This window comes from Chryseobacterium sp. DT-167 (assembly GCF_058310155.1).
On record NZ_JBZEEQ010000005.1, the window covers coordinates 94,674 to 117,160 of the forward strand.

The window sequence follows — 22,487 nt, forward strand, 5'->3', positions numbered from 1 at the left end:
GAAAATTTCGCTCAGTTTGACGATTTGAGATTGATGTACGGATTTGAAGACATCAGTTTTTCATCATTAGGGAATTCAGAAATCCAGTATATTTTCAATGATATCGTAGATAAAAATGCCAACAATGCTTTTGTTTTCCAAAAGAAGGAAATCAATATGCAATATTCTCTCGAACAGGCAGAAGCGGAATCGAAAGCTGCAGGAAAACCTGAACTGCATTATCTTACAACGTATATGTTTGAAGGATAATCCTTAATAAGTATTTAAGAATATGTTTTTTAAAAACTTGTTTAATAAAAGAAGGACCAACGCTTATTGTAAATCAAGTGATCTATCTAAGATTGAATATTTTGAAAAATATCAACTTCATAAACTATTCAATTTATTACATCAAGCTGAAGTATTACTCGAAGAACTTGCTTTAACAAATTCGGACTTGAAATTCTTGAAGTTTAAAAATGTTTTAATTGAAGAAATTTATGAGGTAGAAGGAGATAATGTTGCGGATTTTACAAATATCTGGAATTGGTTTAAGCCAGATAAAGAATGGAGACAATTTACCGAATCTAAAGGAATGGAAATAGGGTCTCAAATATTTAATATTTCCGATATTTGGAAGATAGATGATGATTTTATTTCTGGAAGTAAAGTTTTTTTGGATAACGAATATGGAGTTATTCTTGATAAAGAAAAAAATAATAATTTTGGAATTATTAGATGGGATACACCGAAAGAAATAGATGAAGAAGATTGGATTGGGATGTTTGGTACATTTAAGGAGTCAGGAGGTGTAATTGTAGATAAAAGTCACCAATTTAAATATATTGATGATGATGGAAGTTTTAAAAAATAGAACGAAAGAATTATTTGCCCTGAAAAATAATAAAACGTACCTTTTTCTCTTAAAAACGGTACGTTTTTATTTTAACACCAATTCATGGCAAAACCCTTCAACAGAACAGTCACTTTATTTGGAATTTACAAGCAGCTGATTCCTTTCATAAAACCATATCGACCGATGATTTACGGAACTTTGTTTCTTACTTTTCTCGGAGCTTTGGCAGCGCAGGTCAATCCGTTGGTCTTAAAATATACGGTGGATGAAGTTACAAAACTGACTCATTTGCCCAATCCTATGGCGGAAGGAGTTCATATTTTAATTATTATTTCAATCATTTTATTAGGAAAAGAACTACTGAATATTTTCATCAATTTCGGACAAAAATTTTATGGTGAAAAGATCAGAATCAATGTCAGTTCGGTTTTAGCGCAATCAGCGATTGACAAAATTCTGACCTACAGAGTCGCTTACTTTAATGATGAGAACCACGAGTCAGGAAAGCTTCAGATCAGAATCGATCGCGGAATTGAAAGTCTGACGAGACTGGTTCAGAACTTCTTCATTGATATGCTTCCCTTATTTTCAAATGCATTTATTGCTTTGATTATCATGTATATGCAGAATGTTTATGTAGGAATTGTTTCTACGATTATCGTTCCTATTTATTTTTATATCAGTTCGTTACAGGCTAAAAAATTAGGAGGAGTAAGAAGAACTTTGAGAAATCAGCGAGAGCAGAAAACTTCCGGACTTTTAAATCTGATCAATTCAATTATGGTTATTAAAAGTTTTGTCCGTGAAAAATTTGAAGGTAAAAAGCAGTATGATCTTCAGATGCAGTTGATGGGAAGTCAGATGTTTACCAGAAAAACCAATTTTATCTACGATGGCTTAAAAACTTTTATCGAGCAATTTGGAGTGGTTTTAATTATACTTTTAACAGTTTATCTGGTTTTGGATCAGCAAATGACAATCGGTGCAATCATGCTTCATATTATGTTGTTTAATAATGTTTCGGCACCGATTCGACAGTTGCACAGGATTTATGATGATATGAATGATGCGATGATTTATGCTGAAGGATATTTTGATATTTTAAATGCCGAAAACGAAGAGGAACCCAACGGAACTTTCATTGAAAATAAAATCACAGGAAATTTTGAATTAAAAAATGTCAGTTTCACTTATCCTAATGGTACAAAAGCTCTGAATAATGTTTCCATGATGATTGAAAATGGTAAAACGACTGCTTTGGTTGGTTTAAGCGGAGCCGGAAAATCAACAATTATCAATCTTTTATGTAAATTTTATCTTCCCGATTCCGGAGAAATTTTGCTGGATAAAGTTGATTTAAATGATTTTGAAAACGCTTATCTAAGGAATGATCTCGGTTTGGTGTTACAGAAAAACCACATTTTTCAGGGAAGTATTGAAGACAATATCCGTTATGGAAATATGAATGCAAGTTTTGAAGAAATCCAGAAAGCTGCAAAAAAAGCTTACCTCCATGATCAGATTATGGATCTTCCTGAAAAATACAATCATGATGCAACCCAACTTTCCGGCGGACAGCAACAGAGAATAGCCATTGCAAGATTATTCTTAAAAAATCCACCGATCATTTTTCTTGACGAACCGACTGCAAGTCTGGACGCGATCGCAACTGAGCAGATTAAAAACTCTTTGGATGCCATCAAAGAAGGAAGAACGGTTGTCATCATTTCTCATTCACTTTCTCAGATCTTAGATTCAGATAAAATCTATGTGATGAAAAAAGGGGAGGTGGTAGAAAGCGGAACTCATGACGAACTTTTTGAAAAAGACGGATCGTACAGAGAAATTTTTGATGCTTCTGCGAGAAGTTTAAATTTAGATCGTTTGATTAATACCTACAAATAATGCAGGATCATTATCTTAAAAAACTAGACCGTGTCACCGCAATCCTCACTCAATTACAATCAAAACCGATTGTCAGAGCACAAGATTTGGCTGAAAAATTTGAAGTAAGCATAAGGACAATTTACCGTGACATCAAAACGCTTGAAAATGCAGGAATTCCTATTATTGGCGAAGCAGGAAGTGGGTATTCGCTGATGGATGGTTACAAACTTCCACCCGTGATGTTTACGAAAGAGGAGGTTTTAAGTTTCATTACCGCAGAAAAACTGATGCAGAAATTTTCTCATCAAAGTTTGGGAAACCATTATAAAACGGCAATGGAAAAGCTGCGTTCGGTCTTGAGGCATTCTGATAAAAAATTAATTCAAAATATTGAAAATCAGATTGATATTTTTGATTACAGTCCGAAATCTGATGATTCTATAAAAAATGTGATTCCTATTATTCTGGAAAGTATTGCCGAGAAAAAACAGCTTTCAATTGAATATCAAACTGTTGACGGAAAAGTTTCTGATCGTGCAATCGAAGCCGTTGGAATTTTTTATGAATTTACTTACTGGTACATCATGGCTTTTTGTACGTTGAGAAAAGATTTCAGACAGTTCAGAGTCGACAGGATTTTGAATATTTCTAAAACAGAAATCGCTTTTTCTCAGGAATACGGAAAAATAAATGACCATCGAAGAGTTGCCTCAAAAACGACCACAAAAGTAAAATTGCTGGTCGATAAAAAAATAATGGGATATTTAATCAATTCTAAAAGTTATTACGGATTGATTGAAGAAAAAGAAACCGAAAAAGGCATCGAGATGACCTTCGAAACAGAATGGATTGATGAAGGTTTCCCGCGCTGGTTAATCACTTTTGCAGATTACGCCACAATTCTGGAACCGGAACTATTAAAGACTAAAATGAAAGATTTAGTTCAAAAACTTTCAGAAAAGTTATCGTAAAAATCTCCCATAGATTGCACAGATCATCACAGATTTTTTGAACTTAATCTGCAAAATCTGCGGGAGAAAATTGATTCGAAAAGAAATTATTCTCATTCATCAGTGGAAATCCTTGTGATCTGTGGGAAACCAAAATCATTTGTGCCAATCAGTGCATCCGTGGCAAAAAAAATCTCCCACAGATTCTACAGATTCTCACAGATTTTAAAAATAAATCTGCTACATCTGCAAAATCTGCGAGAGAAATGAGAAAAACTATTCTCAATCATCCGTGCAAATCTGTGGAATCTGTGGGAAACCTTAGAATCTTTCCCAGAAGAAAGGCGGCTGAATTCCTAAAGCTCTCAGGTAAACAAATCCCTGCCCACGGTGATGAATTTCATTATCAACGAAATAAAGAATATTCTGATAAACAGGAAATTCATACTGACCAAATAAATTGAAAGTTTCCTGAAAACGTTCTTCCGAAATCTGATTAAAATAATGATTGATTACTTCGGTTTCTTCGTCCCATTTTTTCAGAATGTCTTCTTTAGTTTTTGGCTGAAAAGCTTCTTCAGAAAATCCTTCGATTTGAGTCTCTACAATTCCTTTTAAAGCCGGGCCTGCAATGCTGATCAGTTCAACTGCTAATTTTGCAAACGGTCTCATTCCGCCAATCGAAAATTCGAATAATTCTTTTTCGGGAAACATCTCGATTACTCTTCTGGTCAGGTTTCTGTGTCCTTGCCAATGTTCCAATACCTGTGCTGAAGAGATAAACTGTTTCGTTGCTGTTGCTGTAGTTGTCATAATGTTTTTGTTTTGTTTGTTAATGTTGAGACAAAGGTAGGGTGAGGTTATGACAACAGTTTGTCAGTAGGATTTTAAGGAATAAAAATATCCTGAAATTTTGATAAAAATAATTTTTTTTCAAATTTCCAGAATACAAAAAATAGAAAGTTTACCTTTCCGTATAAACCTAAATGTTTAAAAATCAACTCTATTGGGATTTCTCCAAATAGACAGACATTAATTTAAATGTACAGATTGTATTTGAGTCTGATTTTTTTATAAACTTCTAAAATAATTACATATTTTTCACGTTAGACAAACATCCGATACACAAATGTTTCAAGTGTAAATATGTAACGGTAGTATAGATAATTTTGAAAGGGACCAATCTTTTGGGTTGGTCTTTTAATTTGTCAGACTTTTTTAAGGAACTGATCCGGCTATCCACTGTATCTTTTTTGCAGCGGTCTCCGCTTCGCTCCGCCCGCCGCAAAAAAGGATGTCGTTTCTATCCGGGCTAAGAATTCGTTTTTTTCCGGAACATTTGTTTTTCATTTTTTCCTGTTTGCGAAAAAAGCTAATTTAGTGAAATGAAAATTGCCAAGATTATCGGCATTCAGAAAACAATTATATTTTACCAATGAAAATTTATACCAAGACAGGTGACAAAGGACAAACTGCTTTGTACGGTGGAACCCGTGTTTCTAAGGCGAGTGCGAGAGTAGAAAGTTACGGAAATATTGATGAGCTCAATTCGTTCATCGGAATTTCGAAAAGCCATATTACAGATGATGAGGTTTTAAAGCAATTAAAGAAAATTCAGTTTGATTTGTTTACAGTCGGTTCCGAGGCGGCAACTCCGGTTGATAAACTGATGTTGGCGAACGGAAAATCACGTCTTCCATTAGTTATTTCGGATAGCGAAATTGAAGAACTGGAAAACTGGATGGATGCTTTTGAAGAAAAACTTACGCCATTACAATACTTTATTCTTCCCGGTGGCGGAAAATCTGCAACTTTTTTGCATGCTGCGAGAACGATTTGCAGAAGAGCCGAACGTTCTTTGGTTTTCTTAAATGAATCTGAAGAAGTGCGTCCGGAGCTGATCAAATATTTAAACCGACTTTCAGATTATCTTTTTATTTTAGCAAGATATATTTCAAAAATCAACAACGAACCGGAAGAATACTGGAATCCGAATGAGAGATAAAGCGCTTCTTTTCATCAATGGTGATGCTCCAAAATCACTTCCCGATCCTGAAAATTATGATCTGATTGCCTGTACAGACGGCGCTTTTCACTATCTGAAAAATCTGAATTTCCCACTAGAAAAATTGGATTTTATTTCCGGTGATTTTGATTCGCATTCCGGAGCTGATGAAAATATTTATGAAGACAAATTCATTTATACGCCGGATCAGGAAAAAACAGATTTTCATAAAGCTTTGGAACTTATTTCAGAAAAAGGCTTTAAAAATATTGATGTTTTTGGCGGAAGTGGAGGAGAGCAGGATCATTTTTTAGGAAATCTGACGGTTGCCTTTTCATTTAAGAATACTTTAAACATAAAATTTTATGATGAGTTTTCTGAATATTTTTTTATTCCCGAAATTGTTGTTTTAAAAAATGTCAAGAATAAACTCATTTCACTGTATCCTTTTCCTACGGTTGAAAATGTGACAACTAAAGGTTTGAATTGGGTATTAACCGATGAAAATCTGAGTATTACGTCAAGAATCGGGACTAGGAATTTTGCAGTTGAGGACCAGGTTTCCATCCAATATGAAAAAGGAGATTTGCTGGTATTTATCGGAAAGAATTATCTCTGAATTTCACATAGAAAATAACGATCCTGGTAATTTTAAATCTGTGAAAACTTTAAGAAAATTTAAAACTAAAAAATCAATCTTTTTTAGCAATTTTGCATTCTTAATTCACTTGTCAGAAAATGAAAATAAAATACTCGGAACTTATTGATCAGACATTGTATTTTCCAACGGAAGAATTCAATGTTTCTGAGAACAATTTGTCTTTTCACGATATTCCCCTGATGGAAGTTGTTGAGAAGTTTGGAACGCCTCTTAAGGTAAGTTACCTCCCGAAGATTTCTCAGAATATTCAGAAAGCAAAAGGCTGGTTCAAAGAAGCTTTTGAGAAAATCGATTACAAAAAAAACTACAGATACTGCTACTGTACAAAATCCAGCCATTTCAAATTTGTGATTGAAGAAGCTTTGAAGAACGATATTTCTATTGAAACGTCTTCTGCTTACGACATGGATATCGTAAAATCACTTTATAATGAAGGGAAAGTCACTAAAGATATTGAAGTGATCTGTAACGGTTTTAAAACCGATGATTATCTTGCTAAAATTTCAGATATGATCAACAGTGGTTTTGAAAACATCACTCCGATTTTAGATAATTACCGTGAACTTGATAAACTGACAGAAAGTATCGATACCACTTTCGATATCGGAATCAGAATTGCTTCCGAAGAAGAACCGAAATTTGAATTTTATACCTCAAGATTAGGAATCGGATATAAAGATATTATCCCCTATTACAGTCAGAAAATTGCGGAACATCCGAATGCAAGGCTGAAAATGCTTCACTTTTTCATTAATACCGGAATCAAAGACACAGCGTATTACTGGAATGAATTGTACAAATGTCTTCGTGTATATGCACGTTTGAAGAAAATAGCTCCTGAAGTAAATTCACTGAATATTGGGGGAGGTTTCCCTATCAAAACTTCTTTAAATTTCGATTATGATTACCAATATATGGTAGAAGAAATCGTTTCTCAAATCAAAAAATTCTGTGAAGAGGAAGGAGTAGAAGAACCAAATATTTATACAGAATTCGGAAGCTTTACCGTGGGTGAAAGCGGGGCGAATTTATATAAAATCATTTCTCAGAAACGTCAGAACGATAGAGAAAAATGGAATATGATCGATTCATCTTTCATGACTACACTTCCAGATACCTGGGCGATTTCAAGACACTTTATCATGCTTCCACTGAACCGTTGGGAAGATTCTTACGAGAGAGTTTTCTTAGGTGGATTGACTTGTGATTCAGATGATTATTATAATTCTGAACAACATACGAATGCAATTTATTTACCAGTTTTCAGTGATACAAAACCGTTATACATAGGTTTCTTCCACACCGGAGCATATCAGGAAACAATTGGTGGCTATGGTGGAGTTCATCACTGTTTAATGCCGCAACCGAGACATATTCTGATTCAGAAAGACGAAAATGGAGAATTTCAGTATGAAATTTTCAGAGAAAGACAGGAACCGGAAGATATTTTGAAAATATTGGGTTATTAAAACTTAGACAAACAGCTCCCCTTCGAGAGCTGTTTTTTTATTTAAAAGAATTTCGAAATTTTATCAACTTCCAATTCTGAATAATCTGATACAATCATATTTGCCAGAGTATAATCTTGATTATGCGTGTGCAGACTTTTATATGCCGCACAGAAAATATTGGCTCGGTGCGCTGCCAAAATTCCGTTGGTAGAATCTTCAATGACCATGCAGTTTTCAATTGGTTTACCAGCTATTTCTGCTGCTTTAATAAAAATCTCAGGATGAGGTTTTGATTCTTTTAAATCAGCACCGCTGATCTTTCCACTGAAGTATTTTTCCAATTCAAATTTCTCAAAAACCATATTGATGGTCGTCATCGTTGCTGAAGATGCGAGAATCAGGGTAATTCCGTTTTCGTAATAATGCTGAATCAATTTTCTTACTCCCGGAATCAGATCAAATTCTTCATCGTTGTAAAAATAATCTTTGAAGTGCGCTCTTTTGATTTCTGCGATCTCTTCAAAGGTTTGAGAAAGATTAAATTGGCTGATTAACGTTTCGCAAACTCTTTTTGTAGAAGCTCCTGTAAAAGAAGTGTAAAGTTCTTCTGAAACTTCAATTTCCAATTGATTGAAAGTTTTGAAATATGCTTTTCTGTGCAAAGGTTCTGTATCTACAATAACGCCATCCATATCGAACAGCACAGCTTTTAAGGACATGTTTTGAATTTTTTACAAAAGTAGTGAAATTTAGCTGGAAGCCCGAAGCGTGATGATGGAAGTTTAAATTTGGTAATTTAAATTTATCCACTTCAAAAACTCCCAGCTTCCATCCTCCAACTTCCATCTATCTCCCAACTTCTTCTTATCTTTGCTACAAATATTTTAATAGTTAAATCATTTAATCTTTCAATAATAAATATGAAAACATACGCAGGAATTCCTGAAGAAAATGCTTCATTAGAAAATTCAAAAGTAGTTTTGGTAACAGTTCCTTACGACGGAACGTCAACATGGGGAAAAGGTGCCGACAAAGGTCCGGAATTGTTCTTAGATGCTTCCGAAAATATGGAATTGTACGACATCGAAACAGGAACTGAGCCTTATCTTGAAGGAGTTTATATGGCGGGAGAAGTTTCAGAAAATTCAACACCTGAAGCAATGACAGAAGCCGTTTATCAGAAAACAAAAGAGCTTTTGGCAACAGATAAATTGTTTACGCTTTTTGGTGGAGAACATTCTGTTTCTATCGGTTCGATTCGTGCGGTTGGAGAAAAATTTGAAAATCTTACGGTTTTACAGCTGGATGCTCATACAGATCTTCGTCCTGAGTTCCACGGTTCTACTTCTAATCATGCTTGTGCGGTTTTTGAAGCAAATCAGAAACATAATCTGGTTCAGGTCGGAATTCGCTCTATGGATATTGAAGAAGCTGAATATTTACCTGAAGGAAGGGTATTCTTCGCCCACGAAATTGCCAATAATGAAAACTGGGTAAATGATGTTTTAGAAAAAGTTTCAGGAAATGTTTACATCACAATCGACTTGGATGCTTTTGATCCGTCAATCGCACCTTCAACAGGAACTCCGGAACCAGGTGGTTTACAATGGTATCCAACATTGGAATTATTAAGAAAAGTTTTCGAAAAATGTAATGTTGTCGCCTTTGATATTGTTGAATTGATGGATTCTGCGTATTCAAAGCCAAGCGCATTTTTAGCAGCAAAACTGTATTATAAAATGTTGGCATATTATCACATCAACAGAGACTAAAATTCCGCAGGAAACGGATTTTTTTATTCAGGATTTCTTTGGAAATTTGTGATATAAAATAAAAGTAATGTCCATACAAAACAAAATAGACTATCAGAGAATTGCCAAAGCGATAGAATTTATTCAAAGCAATTTCAGACATCAGCCAAATTTGGATGAGGTTGCTGAAAGAGTAAATTTAAGTCCGGCACATTTTCAGAAAATATTTACAGATTGGGCAGGAACAAGTCCGAAGAAATTTTTGCAGTTCATCAGTCTTGAACATGCCAAAAATTTACTGAAAGATGAAAAAGCCACGTTGTTCGATGCTGCAATTGAGACCGGACTTTCAAGTACAAGCAGATTACATGATTTGTTTGTGAAAATCGAAGGAATGTCTCCTGCAGAATATAAAAACGGAGGAAAAAAATTACATATCAATTACAGCTTTTCCGAAAGTCTGTTTGGGAAAATCATTACGGCTTCCACTGAAAAGGGAATCTGTTATATGGCTTTCGAAGAAAATAAAAAAAATGCATTGAGAGATTTACAAAATAAATTTCCCAATGCATCTTTTTTTGAAAAAAAGGATGAGTTTCAACAAAATGCATTATCGATTTTTAGTGAAGACTGGTCGAAACTTAACACCATAAAACTTCATCTCAAAGGGACCGATTTCCAGCTCAAAGTCTGGGAAAGTTTACTTACTATTCCGATGGGAAAATTATCAACCTACGGAAATTTAGCGGATAAAATTGGAAATCCAAAAGCTTCAAGAGCTGTTGGAACTGCTATTGGGAGTAATCCTGTAGCGTTTCTGATTCCTTGTCATCGGGTGATTCAATCATCCGGGAAAATCGGTGGTTATATGTGGGGAAGTGACAGGAAACAGTTGATGATTGGGTGGGAAAGTTCGCAGGTTTATTCTGATGATTTTATTTAAAAAATTAACAGTTCCGTAGGAATCTTAGCAATATTATTTTAGATTTCTACGAAATGACAAACGAAGTCTAGAAATAATCAATTAATTTTTAGGTTAAAAACATAAAATAATGCTCAATCTGTTTGACGAAATACAAGATTTCCCTATCAACATTCTACCTAAAGACGGAACAGTTGAGTATTACGGAAAGATCTTTTCTGATGCTGAATGCGAAAAATATTATCAGTATTTATTCAGTGAAATTCCGTGGGAAAATGATGAAGCTGTGATTTTTGGAAAACTGATTATCACCAAAAGAAAAGTTGCATGGTTTGGCGAAAAACAATTTGAATACACCTATTCAAACAGAACAAAATATGCCAAACTCTGGACTCCCGAATTGTTAGAATTAAAACAAAAATGTGAAGAAGTTTCCGGCGAAACTTACAACTCCTGCCTTCTGAATTTATACCACGACGGCAGCGAAGGAATGGCGTATCACAGTGATGCCGAAAAAGATCTTAAAAAACACGGGGCAATTGCTTCTTTAACTTTCGGTGCAGAAAGAAAGTTTTTATTTAAACATAAAACATCCAAAGAAAAAATAGAAATATTTTTAGAAAACGGAAGTTTATTGGTGATGAAAGGAACGACTCAGGAAAATTGGCTTCACAGACTTCCACCGACTACAAAAGTGAAAACCCCGAGAGTGAATTTAACTTTCAGAACGATTGAAGAGTAGTGTTTAAGCGAAAGAATTTATAACATTCAATAAACGTTTAGTTTGTCATTCCGCAGGAATCTCAACAACTTTATTTAAGAAAATAGTCTAGATTCCTACGGAATGACAAACTTTGTGGTTAAGTCTAACATGAAAAAGCTGTTCAAAACGAACAGCTTTTAGAGTTATTTCAAAACCTCAACTTCAATCGTAGAATCTTCAAAGACTTTGATAAAAGCTTTTGTATAATCTTCTTTTGTCGCCATGTTCGGATTATCTAAAAACTTCTGGGGATTCACCGAGAAAAGCGGAAACCAAGTTGAAGAAATTTGTATCTGAATTTTGTGACCTTTTTTAAATGTATGCACCACATCCTGCAATCTGAAATTCACTGCAGTTTTCTGATTAGCAACTAAAGCTTCAGGTTTTTCTCTCGAATTTCTGAATCTTGCAGGCATAATTTCGCTTCTTACCATCTGATGATAATTGCCATAAATGATGCCTTCTTTTTTCTCAACAGGTTTAAAATCTTCTGGATAAACATCGATTAATTTAACAGCAAAATCTGCATCAGTAGAAGTTGAAGCGATATTTAATTTAGCTAAAATTTCTCCTGCAAAAGTTATATCTTCTGTCAAAACATCTGTGGTGAAAGTCAAAACATCAGGTCTCCCGACTGCAAATCTCTGATCTTCCGACATATAATTTCTCGGGGTAAAACCGTTAAAGTCTTTCAGATTATCAGAACTTAAAACAGGATTATTTGGGTCACTGTAATATTCTGAAGAGCCTTGTCCTGCTGTGTTTTTTAAAGTTCCATTTGCTAAATAGAAATTGACTTTCTGAGCGTCTTTCGGAGGATACTGTGCAAATTCTTTCCATGCTTTGGCTCCGGTGTCATACATCAAAGCTTCAGGTAAACCTGCATCCTGTTTTGTATTTCCTTTTAAATAATGATTGAAAAATTTAGTCTCGATATTTTTCTGATAATACGTTGCGATGCTGTCTCCAAAATAAATTTGGTTATGGAAATGTTTTCCTTCTTCTCTTGACCATCCGCCGTGTGAGAAAGGTCCCATTACTATTGTGTTTTTAGCTTTCGGACTTGCCTTTTCAATAGTTTTATAAATATTTAAAGGTCCCGAAAGATCTTCAGCATCAAACCAGCCTCCGACAGTCATTACCGCATGATTTACATTTTTCAGATGAGGGAGAAGATTTCTTTTTTGCCAGTATTCATCGTAATTCGGATGATTCATAATTTCGGTCATGAAGAAATTATTTTTATAATATTTATCATATCCGTCTTTCAAAGTGCCTAATTCTCTATAGAATTTTAAACCGTCTTCTGAAGTCGACTTAATCATAGAATCAGAATACCAAGCTTTGTTTTCAGGCTTTGTTTTCTGAACTCCAAAAACAGGGAATGTTCTGAAATAAGCTAACATAAATTTTCCGTTGTGAAGAAAATCGTCATTCCAGAAATCTGAAATCGGAGCTTGTGGTGAAGAAGCCACCAAAGCCGGATGCTGCGCCAAAGTTCCAACTGCTGTGTAAAATCCGGGATATGAAGTTCCGTATTGACCTACTTTCCCGTTGTTGTCTTTAATATTTTTGATCAGCCAATCAATGGTGTCATATGTATCGGTGCTTTCATCGATGTCTTTTTTCGATTTACGCTCAACCTGCGGAGTCATGTTGATGAAAGTTCCTTCGCTCATATATCTTCCGCGAACGTCCTGAAAAACAAAAATATATTTGTCTTTCATTAAATATTGATTGGGACCGAGCCTGGTTCTGTATTCATTTTCACCATAAGGAGCAATGCTGTAGCAGGTTCTCTGCATTAAAATCGGATATTTTTGCTTTTTTGAAATATCTTTCGGAATGTAAACAGCTGTGAAAAGTTTTACACCGTCACGCATTGTAATGTAAAATTCTTTTTTGGTGAAATTATCTTTCACAAAACTGTCTGCCTGTGTTGGGTTTTGAGATTTTCCTAAAATAAGAAAAAAAGTAAATACAATTGAAAAAGGAATCTTCATAGTGGAAATTTGTTGCTAATTTATTAAAATAAATGTCTCCGTTAATCTATGAAAAGAAAATGACCAGAATTTCTCCTGATCATTTCAAATATATATAAAAGTGGGTTTGGTCGTTATTTGGTTTCCATTTTTTTGCCTGCAAACTTATTAAGCTTCATCGTCAGTGAAAACATCACATAACGTTTCAGGATAAGATCTTCACGGTCTTCAAAATAAGCAGGCATAATCGTTCTTCTTACACTTTGATTTTGATTCAGAACATCATATACTTTCACTTTTGCAGTCAGCTGTTTGTTGAAAAATGAATATCCCAAACTCGTATTCCAGAAGTAAAAATCTCTTTTGAAACCAGAAGCTATGTTTGAGTTGGTGTTGTATTCAAAATCGTTGCCAAAGACCAGTTTTGTTTTAAAAATATAGTTGGTAAGTTCAAGTTTTACAACCTGATTTGTAGTCTGCACTCTTCCGATATCATAGTTGGTGTAATCTGAAAAGTTATAACTGATTCTGTACGATGGTTTTATATTGATTTTGTCTTTAATTTCATAGGTAATGTTAAAATTTGGACTGATTGAATAAGAATCACTGGTGTATTGTACAGAATTAATAAATCCACGATTATAACTGTAGCTTGTGCTGAATCTTGGATTGAGCGTAAGCTTATTTTCTTTCCATTTAAAAGTTTTGGAAAAACCACCCCCGAAGTTGACGTTTTTATTTCCGCTCACATTGGCATAGGTTACAAATTGTTTCCCGGAATCATCGAAATACGAATAGTTTACCACATCATTATTACCATAGGTGAAATTAAGATTTACATAATAGCTGATGTTTTTTACCATGTTAAAATTGTTGAAATAGAGATAAGCCTGATTTCTCCATGAGTTTTTAAGATCAGGATTACCCTGATAAGCGATTAAAGGATTAACAAAATCTATATAAGGAGTAAGTTGCTCAGCAGTAGGAATTGTAAAATTTGAGTAATTGTAAAAGCTTAATCTTTTGTTTTGCGAAAACTGATACTGTACATTAAAATTGTAGCCAGGAAGTGCAAAGTTTTTCTGAAGATCATACTGTTTTCCGTCAAATACGGAATTAACTCTCATATTTGAAATATCAAGATCTGCATTTGCCCACAAATTCAGTTTGTTTTTATTGATTTCATAGACTATTTCCGGACTGATTTTATCGATTTTTTGATTCATCCTGTTGGATAATCCGATATTGTAATTGGAATATTGACCGGTGTTCTGATCAAAATCACTTACATCTCTCAGATTTCGGTCAGCACTGTTTTCATAGTTTAAGTTAAGACTTATTGATGTCGAGTCAGATAAGGGTTCAGAATATCCCGCGCTGAATCTGTAGCTGTCTGTTTGAGTTTTGTTTTTTGAAAGTTGATGTCTAATATCGTTGGGCTCTCCCGTTTGGTAGAATAAAGTTTGAGATTTGTTTAATTGATCTTTTTTTGATTCGGAGATCGTAGAATTCATATTGACATATGCAGACCGTCCTTTTTTCTTAAATTTTTTAGAAAAATAAATGTTCGGAGTGAATGAATTGCTTTCAGAATCTGTACTTGTATATGCATCACTTTCATTCAGAAGAAGATTATCTCTTAAAGTGCTTGATGTTGAATTGTTAAAATTAAAACCTTCGCTTCTTGAAAATGAGGGAGAAATATAAATACTGGTCAGAGAATCCAGTTTTATTCTTGCGGATGTATCAAAGTTATACTGTCTGTTATCATTTTCACCCTTGCTTTCCGAGTTGGTTTTTAGAGTGTAATCGGGAAGAAGGGTAGTTCGTGAAACTTTAGATCTCGTTTCAAGATTATTATCAGAATGCATCAGACTGAAAGTCTCAAGATCAGTATCATTAGACAGTTTATCGCTGTAATTGAAACCTACTGTGGTTGATCTTTGAATTCCTTTGGTATTTCCGCTTCCACCCTGATTATAAAATGTTGTCCCGCCAACGGTCATAACGCTTCCACCCTGCATCAGCCAAGAATTTCTGCCGTGTCCCATACTGTCAAAAACCTCATCATTAGAAAATCCCTGAGAATTGATGTTGTTGGATGATGCAAGCAGACTTATTTTGGTATCCTTTTTAAAATAACTTAAAAGCCCGCTACCTTCATATCGTTTGTCTGAACCATAACCCAGTGTAAGTCTTGAGATCAGGCCTTTGTTTTTTTTCTCATCTATATTAAAATTGATGGTTGTATTATTCGATTTGGCAGTTTTACCGCTGAGTTCTTCTTCTTTTGTTTTGGTCGTTGTAAACTGAATGTTTTTAATAATGTCTGCAGGGAGATTCTGTAAAGCAATTTTTCCGTCTTTGTCAAAGAACGGCTTTCCGTTGATCATGATTTGATCGACTTCTTTTCCGTTAACGGTAATTTTCCCTTCGTTGCTGATTTCCACTCCCGGAATTTGCTTTAAAAGCTCTTCAATCTTACTGTCCGGACGAACTTTGATTGCAGAGGCATTAAATTCAATCGTATCTTTTTTGATTTTAACAGGAGAAGCAGATATTTTGACTTCTTCTATACTGAAGACTGCATTTTTCTCCAGTTCAATATCTCCTAAAGACAATGATTGTGTAATTGTTTCATAGTTTTTAGAAAAAGAAATAAGTTTATCAGCATCGATTTTCAGAACGGTCGGCTCTTGTACTTCATCAGCTTTCAGAGAAAATTTTCCTTCCCGATTGGTCGCAGTGTAATTGATGATTGATGAATCTTTTTGTTTAAGAAGATAAACGGTAGCATTTTCTACAGGTTTTTTTTCAAAGTCTGATACTTTTCCGTCGATGTTTAACTTTTGTGCATTGAGAATAACTGCGTTGAAAACAAAGAACAGCAATAATAAAATTTTCTTCATCTAATTTTTTTTGATGGCGCAAAAGTATAAAAAAAACATCCCCAATCGGGGATGTCAAATGTTAAATATTTCTAAAAAGCGTGAGTTTTTGAGAAACTTATGCTCTTAAATATCTTGAGTATGCGTAACCTTCCTGTCCGTCAGCAGTTTTTACTTTCCACCAGTCGTCAGAAGTTTGTTCCACTAATGTTACTGAAGAACCTTTTGCTGCTTTACCGACAACAGCAGCTTCCGTAGAAGGTTCTTGTCTGATGTTCAGGTTAGAATCTTCTGTAGCAATGGTTAAAGTTGCTCCTGCTGCTAAACCAGCTACCTGTACATCAATGTTGATGTCTGAAGCTGAATAAGTAGAGTCGATAGCCCCTAAAGCATTCCAAACTGCATCTTTTGCTGCAGTATTAGAGGCGTTCCCTGAAACATAAAGAATTCCGTCCTGCTCCTGAACCTGCAAATTTGAAACCCCCGCAGACTGAGCTGCAGAAACTACACTTGAATATTTATCTTGTAATGTGCTCATCTCTAATTATTTTACAGTGTAATTATAATTTACTTTTCCAACCTTCAAAGCATCCACAGATTCTTTGATTTTTCTAGCCTGAGCAGAAGATGCAGTTCCTGTAAGCGTCAATTCTCCGTTTACTACTTCTACGTTTACAGATGGGAAATCTTTCAAAGCATCTTTTACTTTCTGCTGAACCATAGGATCTACAGCAGTTGTAGTAGTTACAGGATCAGGAGCCGTTACCGCTGGAGCAATAGTTGCCATATCGTGTACATCTTTTACACCTTTGATTTCTTTTAGAGATTTAATAGCTGCATCTTTTTCAGCTTGCGAAGCAAATGTTCCTCCTAAATGAGCAACACCTTCTTTTACTTCTACAGTTGCTGAAGGATTAGCGGCTACAATTGTCGTTGCTGAAGTTTGCAGATCAGCATCAGAAACTTTCTTTTTACACGAAATAGATCCAAACGATACTGCCAAAGCTAAGGCAGACATTGCGATTGTTTTTTTCATAATTGATTTAATTTAATGTTTTTAATTAGACTCAAATGTAATAATAAAATCTATACCATTTGCCTAAAAAAAGAATAAATATATCAGGGTTTTACTTTAAATGTTTCATTATCTGCATATTAATTTTTGTTTGGTGAATTTTACGCAATTTTAACATAAGTTTAGGCTTCAATTGAAAAACCATTATATTTGTGGCAGTTGAACTCAATATATGAAAGGACAGAATAAATTATTCATAGCAATCATTGTTGCACTTATCGTAGGTGTGGCAATTGGAGGATTTGTACACATTCAATATCCTGAAAGCGCAAAACCATTTTCAGATAATATCAAACTGCTCGGAACCGTTTTCATCAGATTGGTTCAGATGATCATTGCTCCTCTGGTTTTTACCACATTAGTAGTTGGAATTGCCAAAATGAGCGACATCAAAATGATCGGAAGGGTAGGTACAAAAGCGATGCTTTGGTTTATTTCTGCCTCACTGGTTTCGCTTTTCATCGGTTTGATTTTGGTGAACTGGCTTGAGCCTGGTCATGTGACAAAGCTTCCGATCCAGGATGCTGCTTCTGTTGATGAACTTTTAAAATCGAGCAAAGGCTTTTCTATGGAAGACTTTGTGAAACATATTATTCCTAAAAGTTTATTTGAAGCTTTTGCAACGAATGAAGTTCTTCAGATTGTGGTTTTCTCGATTATGTTTGGAGTTGCTTTGGCAAATTTAGGTGATGAATATGCGCAGCCTGTTATCAAATTATTTGACGTGATTGCCCATGCAATCCTAAAGATGGTAGGCTACATTATGTGGTTTGCACCGCTTGGAGTTCTCGGAGCGATTGCAGCAGTTGTTGCGACTAATGGTTTTGAGATTTTTAAAGTCTACGCTATTTACCTCAGAGACTTTTTCTTTGCAATAGCAGTTCTTTGGATAGTACTTTTAATAGTTGGATATCTGATCTTAGGAAATCGTCTTTTTGAATTATTAAGAAGAATAAAATCACCTTTATTAATCGCTTTTTCTACAACAAGTTCGGAAGCTGTTTTCCCTAAATTGGTTGAAGAATTGGAAAGATTTGGCTGTAACAATAGAGTCGTGTCGTTTATTTTGCCTTTGGGTTACTCATTTAATCTGGATGGAAGTATGATGTACATGACGTTTGCGTCAATCTTCATCGCTCAGATCTACGGAATTGAAATGTCTGTCGGACAACAAATTACCATGCTTTTGGTTTTAATGTTAACGTCAAAAGGAATTGCCGGAGTTCCGAGAGCTTCTTTGGTAATCATTGTAGCAACCTGTTCAATGTTTGGCATTCCGCCGGAAGGGATCGCTTTAATTCTTCCAATCGATCACTTCTGCGATATGGCAAGAAGTATGACCAATGTTTTAGGAAATGCTTTAGCAACTTCAGCGGTTTCAAAATGGGAAGGACAGCTTGATAATCATGGCGGAGATATGTAAAGATATAAGTAATGTGTAATTGGTAATGACTAATTTGAACACTCTTCAATTTTAATTAAGAACACTAAGCTTTAAATAAAAATGTTGAATTTACCACAACATAAAAATACAATTGCTGATAAAGGATTTTCCATTATCAGCAATGTTTTTTCTGAGAAAGAAATTGACAAAATAATTGAAGTCATTCAAAATATTGATACTTCAAAAGATACCTTCAGAAAGTCGGAAGATCTTTTTGCGATACGTCAGTTTTTAAAAGAAATTCCTGACGTAAGAGATTTGATTTTTAATGAAAATTTAAAAGCAATCATTAAAGAAATTTTTGGAGTAAATTATTTTGTTGTGAAAAGTATTTACTTTGATAAACCTGAAAAATCAAACTGGTACGTGGCTTATCATCAGGATCTGACCATTTCTGTAGATAAAAAAGTTGAACTGGAAAACTTCGGACCCTGGACGACAAAACAAAATCAGTTTGCCGTACAGCCGCCTTTACATATTCTTGAAAATATTTTTACCATAAGAATTCATTTAGACGATACCGATGAAAATAATGGAGCTTTAAAAGTCGTTCCGAAATCTCATTCAAAAGGAATTTACAGACCGGAAACCATCGATTGGAGTGTGGAAACAGAAAATATCTGTAATGTAGAGAAAGGAGGAATTATGATTATGAAACCTTTGCTTCTACATGGTTCGAACCGAACAACGAATGGAAAGAAAAGAAGAGTGATTCATATCGAATTTTCAGATAAAGAACTTCCTGAAGAGTTGAATTGGTCGGAGAGGATGAATTGATTTTATTTAAATTTAATCCTTTAATTTTCTATTCAATTCAATTTGCGATTACAAAATATGATTGCTCACGATTAGTAATAAAATGTAAATATTACAGTTTGTTTGTCATTCCGGAGGAATCTCTACGTTGTTATTTAAATATAAACGTTGTTGAGATTCCTCCGGAATGACAAACTATATGTTGAATATTCATAAGACAAAAAACCTCTTCCAAATCGAAAGAGGTTGATTTATTTTAAAAAATTCCGTTTTTACTTTACGGAAATCTCATCCACAAAAATATAAGCTTCTCCTCCTGCGCCTTGATGCCATTCCGGAAGTTTACCGAAGTGATAAGCTTTTACCTTAAGATATCGGGCTTCGGTTGGTAGAACTTCAGTCGAGAAATCTGTAATCTGAACATTTGTGTCTCTTGGATCGATTCTATTTTCTAAAGTTTTTAGAAGAATAAAAGTTTTACCGTCCATTGAAGCATAATATTCTACTTTTTTAGGCATTAAAATCCATGCTCTGCTGTCCTGAAGGTACGTTGATGAAATATTGCTGATTTGCTGAGGAGATTTAAAATCAATGATCGCTTCCACAGTCTGTCCCTGGTAACCCTGCCATTCGCCTTTTCGCCAGTTTACGTCACCGTTGATCCCATCAATCAAGGCAAACTTTCCGCCTGCTGTATATTGCGGATTAACGTTAGCATTAATGGTAATATCCCAATGATTGGGTCTTCTGTTGAAATTGGCAGTTGTGATTCCGCTTTTCTCACCGTTTCTTTCTGCATAGGTTGAAACCTGCGTCGTTTTGCTGATGGTAAAAGGTTCTTTGTAGACTTTAAAAGTTTTTCTCACATTGGCGTCATTTTCATCCAACGTCATGTAATACACTTTGTCCTTCTCATTCAGCGGAGTGATTTTCACCTGCGTGGTAAAATCAAAAAGTCGGTCTGCAGCAATTACCGGAGAAGCCGTTTGTTCAGGATATTTTAAATCTTTAGCAGCTTTTACATTTTCAAAACCTAAATATTTTAGTTCGCTTTTAGGAGTGTTTTTAGTGATAATTTTCGTAGATCCGTCTTCGAGATGTAATTTAATTTCATCAAAATAAGGTGTCACCGTTTCCCATTCAGGTTTCCCCGGAGTTACAGCATAAATTCCCATAGAACTCAGAATAAACCATGCACTCATCTGTCCGCAATCTTCATTTCCGATCAGACCGTCGGGAGCATTTTTATAAAAATTATCGAGAATGTATTTGATTTTTGCTTCCGTTTTTTGTGGTTTGTCAACAAAATTATAAAGATAAGCAATGTGATGACTCGGCTCATTTCCTTGAGCATATTGCCCCATTAATCCTGTAATATCAACTTGCTCTCTTCCTGTCGTTTTATCAGAAGCTGAGAAAATGGCATCAATAAATTGTTCAAATTTTTCCTTTCCGCCATGAGCTTCAATTAATCCCGGAATATCCTGCGGAACGGAATATGAATAATGCCAAGAATTTCCTTCCGTATAATTGTTGTTGACTTCACTAGGATCAAACGGTTCGTACCAGTTTCCGTTTTTTCTAGCCTGCATAAAACCGTTGTTCGGATTGTAAAGGTTTTTCCAGTTTTGAGAACGTTTCATGAAATATTCGTAATCTTCTTTTTTATTTAAAATTTTCGCCATTTGAGCAATACACCAATCGTCATAGGCGTACTCCAGGGTTTTTGACACGCTTTCATGTTCGTCATCAATACTTATGTAATTATTTTGCTTATAGGCATTTAAACCAAAAATATCCAACATCGCAGAATTTTTTGAAGCCTGAAAAGCTTTCTCATAATCGAAACCCGTAATTCCTTTTACCATCGCATCTGCAATCACAGAGACCGAATGATAACCGATCATACATTCCGTTTCGTTGGAAGCGAGTTCCCAAACGGGAAGTTTTCCACCTTGTTCATACTGTTTGATAAAAGTATTGATGAAATCGGACGTTCTTTTTCTGTCAATCAAAGTCATCAGGGGATGCGCTCCTCTGAAAGTATCCCAAAGCGAGAAAACGGAGTAGTATCCGAAATCTTTCGCCATGTAAAATTTATTGTCTCTTCCACGGTATTTCCCATCAACATCCATATTGATATTCGGTTGCGTGAAAACGTGATATAAAGCGGTGTAGAAAACGCTAAGCTTGTCTTTGTCGGCAGATTTAACTTCTATTTTCGAAAGTTCTTTGTTCCAGTCTGTTTCGGCTTGTTTTTTTATAGTTTCAAAATCATTCGATTTACCTTCGGCAAGCATATTTTTTCCGGTACCTTCATAATCTGTCGGAGAAATCGCAACTTTCACACTGATTTTTTCGCCACTTTTAACGGCAGTTGTGAAGGCTAAAGCTAATTTAGTCCCAGAGAAAGTATTATTTTCATTTTTACCGTTAAAATCTTTCTTTGAAATTTTCATCGGTTTTGAAAACTCAATTCTTGCATAAATATATTGATTCGTCGCCCAAGCTTCACTTCTTCTGAAAACTTCGATGGTTTTGCTGTCAATTATTTTCACTTCACCTTCCAGCAATTTATCTCTGTGATTTAAATCTAAAATAATATTGGCGTTTCCGGCTTTGTTGAACGTGTATTCATGATAACCGACTCTTTTTGTTGTCGTTAAACGAACATCGATATTGTGTTTGTCTAATTTAACTGAATAAAATCCTGCCGTTGCTTTCTCGTTTGTATGCGAAAATTTTGATGAATATTCTTTAGGAGTCAGTCCCGGATTTCCCATCGTTGGCATTAGCATAATGTCTCCGTAATCAGAAACTCCGGTTCCGTTTAAATGCGTATGAGAAAAACCGTAGATCACAGAATCCGAATAATGATAACCACTGCAGCCGTCCCAACTTCCGTCGATTCTTGTGTCGGGGGAAAGCTGAACCATCCCGAAAGGTACGATGGCACCAGGAAAAGTATGACCATGACCACCCGTTCCGATGAAAGGATTCACGTATTGCGAATAATTTTGTGAAAATAAATTATGACTGATCAATCCTAAAAGGATGAGTAAAAATTTTTGCATGAGTTTAAAATTAAATCGTCCTAAAATACTACAATATTTTGTT

At 35.0% G+C, this 22,487-nt stretch carries 18 protein-coding genes; 11 read left to right on the top strand and 7 right to left on the bottom strand.

Going from position 1 to position 22,487, the window contains the following annotated elements:
• Positions 1-271: 271 nt before the first annotated feature.
• From AC4FQ5_RS08590 to AC4FQ5_RS08600, 3 genes are all read left to right on the top strand, one after another.
• Positions 272-853 carry a hypothetical protein gene (locus tag AC4FQ5_RS08590; RefSeq protein WP_491142468.1) on the top strand — a complete coding sequence of 194 codons (582 nt, stop codon included), beginning with the start codon at positions 272-274 and terminating at the stop codon, positions 851-853.
• 165 nt (positions 854-1,018) lie between these two features.
• Positions 1,019-2,740 carry an ABC transporter ATP-binding protein gene (locus AC4FQ5_RS08595; protein ID WP_491142732.1) on the top strand — a complete coding sequence of 574 codons (1,722 nt, stop codon included), beginning with the start codon at positions 1,019-1,021 and terminating at the stop codon, positions 2,738-2,740.
• Positions 2,740-3,693 carry a helix-turn-helix transcriptional regulator gene (locus AC4FQ5_RS08600; RefSeq protein WP_491142470.1) on the top strand — a complete coding sequence of 318 codons (954 nt, stop codon included), beginning with the start codon at positions 2,740-2,742 and terminating at the stop codon, positions 3,691-3,693. Before AC4FQ5_RS08595 ends, AC4FQ5_RS08600 begins: the two co-directional genes overlap by 1 nt.
• A 300-nt stretch (positions 3,694-3,993) precedes the next feature.
• On the opposite strand, the gene AC4FQ5_RS08605 is transcribed toward AC4FQ5_RS08600, so the two are convergent.
• Positions 3,994-4,485 (bottom strand): DinB family protein, encoded by a 492-nt coding sequence (locus tag AC4FQ5_RS08605; protein ID WP_491142472.1) that lies wholly within the window; start codon positions 4,483-4,485, stop codon positions 3,994-3,996.
• 622 nt (positions 4,486-5,107) lie between these two features.
• On the opposite strand from AC4FQ5_RS08605, the gene AC4FQ5_RS08610 reads away from it, so the two are divergent.
• The 3 genes from AC4FQ5_RS08610 (at position 5,108) to AC4FQ5_RS08620 (ending at position 7,807) form a co-directional block, all read left to right on the top strand.
• Complete coding sequence (locus AC4FQ5_RS08610) at positions 5,108-5,677, top strand: cob(I)yrinic acid a,c-diamide adenosyltransferase (RefSeq protein WP_491142474.1); 570 nt, start codon at positions 5,108-5,110, stop codon at positions 5,675-5,677.
• The gene (locus AC4FQ5_RS08615; RefSeq protein WP_491142475.1) at positions 5,667-6,296 is read left to right on the top strand and encodes a thiamine diphosphokinase; all 630 of its coding nucleotides are present in this window, start codon (positions 5,667-5,669) and stop codon (positions 6,294-6,296) included. Before AC4FQ5_RS08610 ends, AC4FQ5_RS08615 begins: the two co-directional genes overlap by 11 nt.
• Positions 6,297-6,415: 119 nt before the next feature.
• A complete protein-coding gene (locus AC4FQ5_RS08620) occupies positions 6,416-7,807 on the top strand; it encodes a type III PLP-dependent enzyme domain-containing protein (RefSeq protein WP_047442472.1) in 1,392 nt (463 codons plus the stop codon).
• 41 nt (positions 7,808-7,848) lie between these two features.
• Here AC4FQ5_RS08620 and AC4FQ5_RS08625 read toward each other — a convergent pair whose 3' ends face one another.
• Positions 7,849-8,508 (bottom strand): HAD family hydrolase, encoded by a 660-nt coding sequence (locus AC4FQ5_RS08625; protein ID WP_491142477.1) that lies wholly within the window; start codon positions 8,506-8,508, stop codon positions 7,849-7,851.
• Between the two features lie 201 nt (positions 8,509-8,709).
• On the opposite strand from AC4FQ5_RS08625, the gene speB reads away from it, so the two are divergent.
• The 3 genes from speB to AC4FQ5_RS08640 all read left to right on the top strand — a co-directional run bounded on the left by speB (position 8,710) and on the right by AC4FQ5_RS08640 (position 11,204).
• Positions 8,710-9,561: an agmatinase gene (speB, locus tag AC4FQ5_RS08630; RefSeq protein ID WP_491142479.1), complete on the top strand. Its 852-nt coding sequence runs from the start codon at positions 8,710-8,712 to the stop codon at positions 9,559-9,561.
• Between the two features lie 67 nt (positions 9,562-9,628).
• Positions 9,629-10,483, top strand: coding sequence for a bifunctional helix-turn-helix domain-containing protein/methylated-DNA--[protein]-cysteine S-methyltransferase (locus AC4FQ5_RS08635; protein ID WP_491142480.1), 855 nt, complete (start codon positions 9,629-9,631; stop codon positions 10,481-10,483).
• Positions 10,484-10,592: 109 nt separating this feature from the next.
• Positions 10,593-11,204, top strand: a complete 612-nt coding sequence (locus tag AC4FQ5_RS08640) for an alpha-ketoglutarate-dependent dioxygenase AlkB family protein (RefSeq protein ID WP_491142482.1) — start codon at positions 10,593-10,595, stop codon at positions 11,202-11,204.
• 164 nt (positions 11,205-11,368) lie between these two features.
• On the opposite strand, the gene AC4FQ5_RS08645 is transcribed toward AC4FQ5_RS08640, so the two are convergent.
• The 4 genes from AC4FQ5_RS08645 to AC4FQ5_RS08660 all read right to left on the bottom strand — a co-directional run bounded on the left by AC4FQ5_RS08645 (position 11,369) and on the right by AC4FQ5_RS08660 (position 17,131).
• A complete protein-coding gene (locus AC4FQ5_RS08645) occupies positions 11,369-13,228 on the bottom strand; it encodes a CocE/NonD family hydrolase (protein WP_491142484.1) in 1,860 nt (619 codons plus the stop codon).
• Between the two features lie 113 nt (positions 13,229-13,341).
• The gene (locus AC4FQ5_RS08650; RefSeq protein WP_491142486.1) at positions 13,342-16,116 is read right to left on the bottom strand and encodes an outer membrane beta-barrel protein; all 2,775 of its coding nucleotides are present in this window, start codon (positions 16,114-16,116) and stop codon (positions 13,342-13,344) included.
• 97 nt (positions 16,117-16,213) lie between these two features.
• Entirely contained in the window at positions 16,214-16,633 is a 420-nt protein-coding gene (locus AC4FQ5_RS08655) for an SH3 domain-containing protein (protein ID WP_300353370.1), read from the bottom strand.
• 6 nt (positions 16,634-16,639) lie between these two features.
• Complete coding sequence (locus tag AC4FQ5_RS08660) at positions 16,640-17,131, bottom strand: BON domain-containing protein (RefSeq protein ID WP_491142489.1); 492 nt, start codon at positions 17,129-17,131, stop codon at positions 16,640-16,642.
• A gap of 211 nt (positions 17,132-17,342) precedes the next feature.
• Between AC4FQ5_RS08660 and AC4FQ5_RS08665 the strand changes: the two genes are divergently transcribed.
• The gene (locus tag AC4FQ5_RS08665) at positions 17,343-18,593 is read left to right on the top strand and encodes a dicarboxylate/amino acid:cation symporter (protein WP_491142491.1); all 1,251 of its coding nucleotides are present in this window, start codon (positions 17,343-17,345) and stop codon (positions 18,591-18,593) included.
• An 81-nt stretch (positions 18,594-18,674) separates the two neighbouring features.
• Positions 18,675-19,391: a phytanoyl-CoA dioxygenase family protein gene (locus AC4FQ5_RS08670; protein ID WP_491142492.1), complete on the top strand. Its 717-nt coding sequence runs from the start codon at positions 18,675-18,677 to the stop codon at positions 19,389-19,391.
• 251 nt (positions 19,392-19,642) lie between these two features.
• On the opposite strand, the gene AC4FQ5_RS08675 is transcribed toward AC4FQ5_RS08670, so the two are convergent.
• Positions 19,643-22,444, bottom strand: coding sequence for a GH92 family glycosyl hydrolase (locus AC4FQ5_RS08675; RefSeq protein WP_491142493.1), 2,802 nt, complete (start codon positions 22,442-22,444; stop codon positions 19,643-19,645).
• Positions 22,445-22,487 lie beyond the last annotated feature (43 nt).

Coding starts and splice junctions, on each gene's coding strand:
- AC4FQ5_RS08590 (WP_491142468.1), top strand. CDS start 272: ATGTTTTTTAAAAACTTGTTTAATAAAAGAAGGACCAACGCTTATTGT.
- AC4FQ5_RS08595 (WP_491142732.1), top strand. CDS start 1,019: ATGATTTACGGAACTTTGTTTCTTACTTTTCTCGGAGCTTTGGCAGCG.
- AC4FQ5_RS08600 (WP_491142470.1), top strand. CDS start 2,740: ATGCAGGATCATTATCTTAAAAAACTAGACCGTGTCACCGCAATCCTC.
- AC4FQ5_RS08605 (WP_491142472.1), bottom strand. CDS start 4,485: ATGACAACTACAGCAACAGCAACGAAACAGTTTATCTCTTCAGCACAG.
- AC4FQ5_RS08610 (WP_491142474.1), top strand. CDS start 5,108: ATGAAAATTTATACCAAGACAGGTGACAAAGGACAAACTGCTTTGTAC.
- AC4FQ5_RS08615 (WP_491142475.1), top strand. CDS start 5,667: ATGAGAGATAAAGCGCTTCTTTTCATCAATGGTGATGCTCCAAAATCA.
- AC4FQ5_RS08620 (WP_047442472.1), top strand. CDS start 6,416: ATGAAAATAAAATACTCGGAACTTATTGATCAGACATTGTATTTTCCA.
- AC4FQ5_RS08625 (WP_491142477.1), bottom strand. CDS start 8,508: ATGTCCTTAAAAGCTGTGCTGTTCGATATGGATGGCGTTATTGTAGAT.
- speB (WP_491142479.1), top strand. CDS start 8,710: ATGAAAACATACGCAGGAATTCCTGAAGAAAATGCTTCATTAGAAAAT.
- AC4FQ5_RS08635 (WP_491142480.1), top strand. CDS start 9,629: ATGTCCATACAAAACAAAATAGACTATCAGAGAATTGCCAAAGCGATA.
- AC4FQ5_RS08640 (WP_491142482.1), top strand. CDS start 10,593: ATGCTCAATCTGTTTGACGAAATACAAGATTTCCCTATCAACATTCTA.
- AC4FQ5_RS08645 (WP_491142484.1), bottom strand. CDS start 13,228: ATGAAGATTCCTTTTTCAATTGTATTTACTTTTTTTCTTATTTTAGGA.
- AC4FQ5_RS08650 (WP_491142486.1), bottom strand. CDS start 16,116: ATGAAGAAAATTTTATTATTGCTGTTCTTTGTTTTCAACGCAGTTATT.
- AC4FQ5_RS08655 (WP_300353370.1), bottom strand. CDS start 16,633: ATGAGCACATTACAAGATAAATATTCAAGTGTAGTTTCTGCAGCTCAG.
- AC4FQ5_RS08660 (WP_491142489.1), bottom strand. CDS start 17,131: ATGAAAAAAACAATCGCAATGTCTGCCTTAGCTTTGGCAGTATCGTTT.
- AC4FQ5_RS08665 (WP_491142491.1), top strand. CDS start 17,343: ATGAAAGGACAGAATAAATTATTCATAGCAATCATTGTTGCACTTATC.
- AC4FQ5_RS08670 (WP_491142492.1), top strand. CDS start 18,675: ATGTTGAATTTACCACAACATAAAAATACAATTGCTGATAAAGGATTT.
- AC4FQ5_RS08675 (WP_491142493.1), bottom strand. CDS start 22,444: ATGCAAAAATTTTTACTCATCCTTTTAGGATTGATCAGTCATAATTTA.